General features: G+C 38.4%; 10 protein-coding genes. All 10 read right to left on the bottom strand.

The window, feature by feature from the left end; genetic code table 11:
* Positions 1–307 precede the first annotated feature (307 nt).
* Positions 308–745: an ExeA family protein gene (locus tag BUB85_RS20340; RefSeq protein ID WP_084534166.1), complete on the bottom strand. Its 438-nt coding sequence runs from the start codon at positions 743–745 to the stop codon at positions 308–310.
* Positions 738–2,147, bottom strand: a complete 1,410-nt coding sequence (locus BUB85_RS20335) for a DDE-type integrase/transposase/recombinase (protein ID WP_073113298.1) — start codon at positions 2,145–2,147, stop codon at positions 738–740. The genes BUB85_RS20340 and BUB85_RS20335 overlap by 8 nt, the downstream gene beginning before the upstream one ends.
* A gap of 104 nt (positions 2,148–2,251) precedes the next feature.
* On the bottom strand, positions 2,252–2,755 hold the full coding sequence (locus BUB85_RS20330) for a DUF6431 domain-containing protein (protein ID WP_143160816.1): 504 nt from the start codon (positions 2,753–2,755) through the stop codon (positions 2,252–2,254).
* A gap of 363 nt (positions 2,756–3,118) precedes the next feature.
* Positions 3,119–3,244 (bottom strand): hypothetical protein, encoded by a 126-nt coding sequence (locus BUB85_RS22265; RefSeq protein ID WP_278319621.1) that lies wholly within the window; start codon positions 3,242–3,244, stop codon positions 3,119–3,121.
* Positions 3,245–3,411: 167 nt separating this feature from the next.
* Entirely contained in the window at positions 3,412–4,005 is a 594-nt protein-coding gene (locus BUB85_RS20325; protein ID WP_073113296.1) for a hypothetical protein, read from the bottom strand.
* Positions 3,998–5,317, bottom strand: coding sequence for an AAA family ATPase (locus BUB85_RS20320; protein WP_073113295.1), 1,320 nt, complete (start codon positions 5,315–5,317; stop codon positions 3,998–4,000). The genes BUB85_RS20325 and BUB85_RS20320 overlap by 8 nt, the downstream gene beginning before the upstream one ends.
* A gap of 185 nt (positions 5,318–5,502) precedes the next feature.
* The gene (locus BUB85_RS22725) at positions 5,503–5,598 is read right to left on the bottom strand and encodes a TnpV protein (protein WP_242945510.1); all 96 of its coding nucleotides are present in this window, start codon (positions 5,596–5,598) and stop codon (positions 5,503–5,505) included.
* A gap of 35 nt (positions 5,599–5,633) precedes the next feature.
* Positions 5,634–5,861 (bottom strand): hypothetical protein, encoded by a 228-nt coding sequence (locus BUB85_RS22720; protein ID WP_073113294.1) that lies wholly within the window; start codon positions 5,859–5,861, stop codon positions 5,634–5,636.
* Between the two features lie 260 nt (positions 5,862–6,121).
* The gene (locus tag BUB85_RS20305) at positions 6,122–6,496 is read right to left on the bottom strand and encodes a hypothetical protein (RefSeq protein ID WP_073113293.1); all 375 of its coding nucleotides are present in this window, start codon (positions 6,494–6,496) and stop codon (positions 6,122–6,124) included.
* A gap of 49 nt (positions 6,497–6,545) precedes the next feature.
* Positions 6,546–6,882, bottom strand: a 337-nt coding sequence (locus tag BUB85_RS20300; protein WP_143160815.1) for an IS66 family transposase, incomplete at its 5' end; no start/stop codon positions are given.

Genomic DNA, 6,882 nt, shown 5'->3' with positions numbered 1-6,882 from the left:
ATTTACCGACCTCGTCTGAGTAGTCAGTTAACCCGTTTTGGGACATGAACTTCTCCAGTGCGACGAACCTAATTCTAAAATAATATTTGTAAAATTCAGAGTACTGGTTTGCGTCAAGCTGCAGGAATAGCTGGTCTTTTAATTCACAGAGCATTGGCTGGGCTACTTGTTGCATAAGCATACCTCCTTGTCATTAAGTTTCCTTAAATGATACAAGTAAGAGTGTGGTTCTTGCAAATTGATTATTCGAGGAGTTTCCTCGCAAAAACCGGTAAATAAGCACAGTTTGTAAATCTCCTAAAATAATCTAATCCAAGGAATAATCTTCAATGGTTTCCTTTTCCAGAAGGTGTGCTTCATCCAAAATGATAACTACTTTTTTCTTCTGTACACCGCGGATGATTTCCACTTCTTTTTGGAGCTGTCTCTTTGCATCGCCACGATAGAACCTGGATTCAATGCCCAGCTGATCGAGAAGTCCTTTATACAGCCATCTTGGAGTTAGTTTAGAATCCGAGATATACAAAAAGATATATTCATCCTTTGGCAGCATTCCGGTAAACTTACGGATCAGGGTGGATTTTCCGCAGCCAGCGTCCGATGTCACAACTGCAAAGAGCTGATGGTCAGCTGCATAGGCGAGCCGACCCAAGGAATCTGCAACATAGGGAGACTCATACAGCTGTTCCGATGGAACATCCCTTGAAAAAGGAGTATGCTCCATTTCGAAAAATGTTTCATACATTGGCGTCATCCCCCTTTCCATATCCGGTAAAGGAGATGGCATTTGCCACCTGTTTCTTTGTCTGCTCATGCTTTTTCTCCAGAGCATTTAAAAAACGGGATTCTTCCGAAACCTGTGTCTGCATGGATACAGGAAGTGTTGGATTTTTATCACAGAATGCACCGATTTTTACAGGACTGGCAGTAAATGGGACAATGCCCTTATGGTGGACAGTAATTAGCTCCGGTGATTTCGGATCATAGGAAATTTCAACCTTGTATCCAATCAGTGATGGTTTTGTTTCATATCTTTTGCCGCGGAAGCTGATGCAGGCACCCTTATCGACGTTACGATATTCATGATGCAAAAATGCCTCGGTAACTACGGAAGTATCCAGATAGGTCAGGCTGCGTGTATCACGGTTCCATTCCTGAACCGGAGTAATCCCCTCCTCGGGGACACTGCTATTCAGGCTTCTGTAATACTCAGCGATGCCATCATTCGGGTAATTCTGGTAAGCTTCTTCCAAATATATCTTCCAGTAACGGTTGAGCTCATCCAGCGTCTGCACCTTTTGAAGCTTTACTTCACGGAGAAAAGAATCCACTACCTGATGGAATTTTTCCACCTTTCCCTTGGATTTTCCACTTCTTGGACGTGCATATCGGATAGGAATCCCCAGTTTTCCAAGGGACAGCTTTAGCTGTTTTGCAACATACTGGCTTCCATTGTCGAAATAGCAGGCATCAAATTTTCCATGAAGCAGGATTACCTTGCGGAAAGTATCTTCCACAATCAGCTCTTCCTGATTCTCGTAGAACTCAGATGCCAGTATCATTCTGGAATGGTCATCAATAGCAGAGGATAGATAGGTCTGTACCATGGCTCCGTTCTTACCGATTGGGAGCTTGCATCCATACTTAATATCGCCCTGCACCAGCATCATCCGATGTGGCTTGCAGAAACGCTTGGAGGAGCTTTCCCTTGCATCATTGTACATCTGCATCTGACGTACACCGAAACCGGCTTTGTACAGATGACGTTCCATTGTGGAACGTTTGAGCACACCTGGGGCAACGCGCCCCTCCAGCTCCAGTATCCAGATAATCTTTGCTACGGAACGCTTGGGAACCTCTTTTTTTAACTGGATGGCCTGCGCTAACAGCTCCGGAAAGTTCTCCGGCAACTGTTTGGAATAATTGTGTTGTTTTGATTGGGGCTTTAATCCCTGAAACCCATTGGACGCAAACTGCTTTTCGTACCGATAGATGGTTCGTGTGGAGACACCTGTTCTTTCACTGATTTCTCCACGGAGTTTTGTTTTTGCTGCAGTATCCAGCGTTTCATCCAGAAGTGGAGCTATTAGCCCATATCGGGTGAGTGCTGTCTGATCCTGCCAGCTTTGTACCTCTTTTGACTGCATGTTCATTCCTCCTATGATATACGAAGGATTTTCCTTCTTTATATATGGAAGAATACACCACATCACTTTGACAGTAAAAACAAAGTAGGTGCAAAAATAACTACTCAGGATGGAACCAAAAATCCACCTAAGTTATATATGAAACGCATGATGTTTTCTAACCAGTCCGAACGGATCAATCGTAATTCATCGAGCAGGGAAACTTCCGATAATAGCAGTGCTTCTGAGAATCCAAATCTACTGTATCCCTCGGCTTTGAGTTTTCCATTGATATAAAGGATGTTTACCATAAACCAGTGATGCCAGCGGTCCATTGTTTTCTTACATGGATAGTTTTCTGAATCCAGATCATCTGCAGTAATAACGTCATCCAGGACACCAGAGATCACTTCTGTCTCATAGTGTTTGTTGGGTGTAAGGATATCAGGCAATGCTGTATGCAGGCAATCACAATGGTCACATTTCATTCGTTCTATTTGAATGAAGCTTTTTTCTCCACCTTCCTTTATACGGATGCGACTTTTCCAATCACGGTGGTGAAGAATGTTCCCACAGTAGGGGCAATAACTTGTCTCCTTGCTCTTAACAAAAAATATTCGTGTCCTCATTGAGAGTTAACTCAAAATCTGATATACTGACCATGGTTATACCAAAGTCTCAGAGGACAGCAATCTTGCAGGAGAGTGTTCTCTGGGACTTTCTTTCTATAATGATAATGACATTATAATGATCAAGTCCCTGACATTCAAGCAGAGCAAGATTGCGTTAAAATAAGTTGGCTACAACAATACTGGAATTCCTATTTGAATTTTACTGATATCAAACTCATTTGGAATATTAACTTTTCTAATTCTTTTTCCTTTAATACAATATGATTTCATATCGTTTCCTCCCTAATAAATACCATTAAATTTATAAAATAGTAGAGCCGTTTTAAGACATGCTCAGGTCTGTGATTAATAGCTTTCTATTCAGTGCTGCGTTGCTTTGTGATTAGCCAATGTCCTTCCAGCCTTGCTCTTTGTGCTCTTGCTGGTCGAATTACTGGCTAATTTCTTAGCTGCACTGCCGACTTTACCGCCATGATGTACTGCCATATCACACTACCTCCTTTGCAAAATCTCCTTGCAGAAGAAGGTTTTCTTTGGTATTATTAGTTTGCGAGAATAATAACGTCCAAAGATCTTCTTGGGCAAGGGAATCAGTCAGAGTTTATCTCTGGCTATTTCTATGTAAAGAGCAAGCTCCTACATAACATAAATATTTAGTTTTTATCACTACCAAGAGCCTTATATAAAGGATTCAACTGGTCTTTAACAGCACCTGCTATCTTTTCGATATTCAAACGTGCAATCATACCATCGCTCTGTATCCCTTTAAAATAAACTTTATTGGCTTGTTTGTATAATCGTTGAAGTTTATCATATCCGTTTTTTCCAGATACCTTTGTCTTCTTATTCAGTCTTAGGAATTTCAGAATTCCTTCTATATCGTTTAAAAACCAATCTTCAATTGACCTCTTCGCCTGTACATGAATAATCTTCGATGCACCATTATTTTCAAGCTCATTCTTTACGTCATTCCACTTTATTGGTGGCTTAGATGCAAATTCAAAAACATCTGTATCACTGCATAATACGATTGTAAATTCGCAATCATCTAGATATTTAGGTTTTATTTCTTTTACAAATTTTCTAAGAGCAATATTTTTGAATCCGCCTACACCTTTGACATTTCTATATTCAATGTTAGTGTCGAATCGCCCCATAGGATTTATTTTTCTGGCGTTTGCAACCACTTGTTTATAGAATTCAACCTCAGTATCGCCCTCTACAAAAAGAACAAGGCATTTATTCATCGGCATCACCCTCCAAATAGTCACCTATATTGCTATCTGAATCAGCAAGCATCGAAAACAGATAATCTCCCATACTCATATTAAATCCAGCAGCATCATTCTCTAATTGCTTCTGACCTGATTTCTTAAATGCAAAAAACTCTGCAACACCAGGCTGTCTATTCATACCTACATGTATCCATGAAGGTTCTAAATAGCTAATAATATATGGAGAATGACTAGTAATAATCACTTTACAATCATCTAGTAATTGGCTGATAATCTGTATATAAGCCTGAAACAAACCAGGATGTACGGAGTTCTCAGGCTCTTCAATAGCAATCAACGAAATGTTACTAACACTAGAAACAATTATTTTCGTCAATATCATAAATACTCTCTTTGCTCCATCTGACATCATCGAAAAATTCACAGGATTTGCCAAATTTTTATCTTTAACAAAAAGAACATGTAAAGAATTAGTAAATATAAACGGGGCATCATCAGGGAATTGGTCCCTTTCACCTGCATTAATTTTAAAATCTTTCACAATTACATCTTCAATATCAGGGAAAAGCTGAAAATACACATTCTTTAGTAACTCAAACTTATCTGGATTCTGTTTCTTCAAATTGAAAATAATTCTTGGAAGATTATCAGCATTAATCATCTCATTTTCAAAGCCCTTGCGAATAATAGGGTCTGGCTGATAAAAACTTTTTGCATCTAAATTATTTTCCATGTACATTTTCATGCTATTCAACTTCTTAACAACAGTTGCAAAATAGAGTTCATCATAAGCTCTTAATTTATTTACAACCAATTCAGATGACTCAACCTTAATTTTTGAAGAACATCTTCCAGTCTCAGAGCTCTTATATAATGCAGAGTCTTTGGTTCTATTAATAAGCTGTGTATATTTCTGTCCCTTTTCATCTAACTTTATTTTCAAATACTCCTGTATTATTTCAGGAACCTCGTCCTCATCGCACTGCCAAGCAAACTCATATCCGTACTGTACACGATACTCCTGCCCTGCATCTTCTGTTAAGACCTCAACCTCAAACTTATAATTTCTTCCCTGCATGCACTGATTAATCGGAATAAGATTCGTATTAGCCATCATTTCTTTCTTGTCTTCATCTGATGCTTTAATAAACGCTAATCCAAAATCAATACCAGAAAGTACGTTTGATTTTCCAAAATTATTAAGTGCAACAAGTGCTGTTATATTATCAAACGTAATTTTCACATTTGATAAATTCTTAAATCCATCTATTACTACGGCCTGTATTTTCATAATGACACACCCTTTCTCTTTGTTCGTATACATACTATACCACCTCTTTTTATAATACGCAATAGTTTTTTGCATATCTTTTCAATTACTATATGCTACAACTCGTATTATTATTCATAACGCGATATTTATTTGCTTTTTATTTTCAATATTTATCACAAAGTAAAAACCTCATCAGGTAAAATACCCAACGAGGTCATATCTGTATTACATATATATTAACTATATATAATTTCCACAAGAAAAATTTCTCCCACCTGATTACGAATGCTATTCATTCGTTGCACCCAAATAAGTTGTTGGCTAGTTTTCATCTCCTCTACCTCACCTTCAGTAGCTTTCATGAATATTACGTTGCGGCGGAGCCGCCTGTCCGGGGTGGCCCCGGAATACTCACTTTCATCTGCCGTACAATACACTCATATCGTTCTGATGCCTGTTCATCAAGGTCTGCAAGCAGCGTCCAGAATGTACAGGGCAATACATACTTTGGTACATGGCGGGCTTGTTTTCGTCCAAATAGTGCTTGTGGATCCGTCCCCAACCAGCACATAATCAAGACCATTTTTTTCATCATGTATTCTTTTCTTCAATTCGCTCAAGAAGCAGCGCTCACTTATATTCGCTTTATTGGTAAATCGTTGGTGAAATCGAGCTTGAAGTACAGAAAACGTTGGAATTACAAGGATTTCGTCATGCCCCGAATATCCTGCCGTGGCAGATGAATAATATTTTTATTACAGTGTTACAAATGGGTTATTTCCCCAACCTGTAATCGCCTCGTTAACGCTTACTCTACTCACTTCAACAACAGGTATTACCTCCTCATTCTCCAGATTATTCTAATCCCTCTTCTATAGCATTTGCTATCATTTTTAATCTATTTATCGTTGATTTAACGTTCTTCATAGTATATGTTGTGTTTTCTTCTGCTGGTGCCTTTTTGTATATCTTCAAAACATTAATCTCATCTTTTGATAAAAGTGCGAACACCTGTAATATTTCTTCCATTGAAGGAGAATTATCTGTCATTCTCAATAGTAAGAACATATCTCTTGGAGAAATGCTTTGTAACATTTCCTGTTCTTTTCTAAAAGTTGAAATTATCTGTTTAATCAAATTTTGTTCTCTCTGCTTTTCAGATATTAATTCTTCTAATTTTGATGAACCCTCAGGTGCTTGGAATAGTAATGCAATCTCCTGAGCATCCAACCCCAACTCTTTAGATTTTTTTGCAATATCGTAACTGTTCAGAACTCCATTAGTTAAAGATGATATCGGAATTCCCTAAAAGGGCTTCTCTGATTGCTGTAAAAGCATTTATTCCATGCTTATGAGCAGTCCCAATATAGCTCATGATTGTAAGATATTCCTGTGCGCCTTCCTCACTGCGAAAACATCCTGAGACCTTGGTTTTAACCTTAATCATGCGCAAATCACGTTCCGCAAGGTTATTATCAAACGGAACACAGAGATTCTTTATAAATAAGCAGACTGATGCCTTGTAATTCACAAGTCTGTCAATTAGATTTAGTACCTTGGTCTTTTTCTTTCGACCACGCTTTTTGGTTGTGACTTCTGGTAAAGGATTTTCTTCA

It is taken from the genome of Hespellia stercorisuis DSM 15480 (assembly GCF_900142165.1).
Classification (GTDB): domain Bacteria; phylum Bacillota; class Clostridia; order Lachnospirales; family Lachnospiraceae; genus Hespellia; species Hespellia stercorisuis.
This window is presented reverse-complemented; position numbering and strand designations above follow the sequence as displayed.

Bases quoted from the DNA above. Each gene is read 5' to 3' on its own strand.
- BUB85_RS20340 (WP_084534166.1), bottom strand. From the start codon at position 745: ATGTATGAAACATTTTTCGAAATGGAGCATACTCCTTTTTCAAGGGAT.
- BUB85_RS20335 (WP_073113298.1), bottom strand. From the start codon at position 2,147: ATGCAGTCAAAAGAGGTACAAAGCTGGCAGGATCAGACAGCACTCACC.
- BUB85_RS20330 (WP_143160816.1), bottom strand. From the start codon at position 2,755: ATGAGGACACGAATATTTTTTGTTAAGAGCAAGGAGACAAGTTATTGC.
- BUB85_RS22265 (WP_278319621.1), bottom strand. From the start codon at position 3,244: ATGGCAGTACATCATGGCGGTAAAGTCGGCAGTGCAGCTAAGAAATTA.
- BUB85_RS20325 (WP_073113296.1), bottom strand. From the start codon at position 4,005: ATGAATAAATGCCTTGTTCTTTTTGTAGAGGGCGATACTGAGGTTGAA.
- BUB85_RS20320 (WP_073113295.1), bottom strand. From the start codon at position 5,317: ATGTATACGAACAAAGAGAAAGGGTGTGTCATTATGAAAATACAGGCC.
- BUB85_RS22725 (WP_242945510.1), bottom strand. From the start codon at position 5,598: ATGAAAACTAGCCAACAACTTATTTGGGTGCAACGAATGAATAGCATT.
- BUB85_RS22720 (WP_073113294.1), bottom strand. From the start codon at position 5,861: ATGATGAAAAAAATGGTCTTGATTATGTGCTGGTTGGGGACGGATCCA.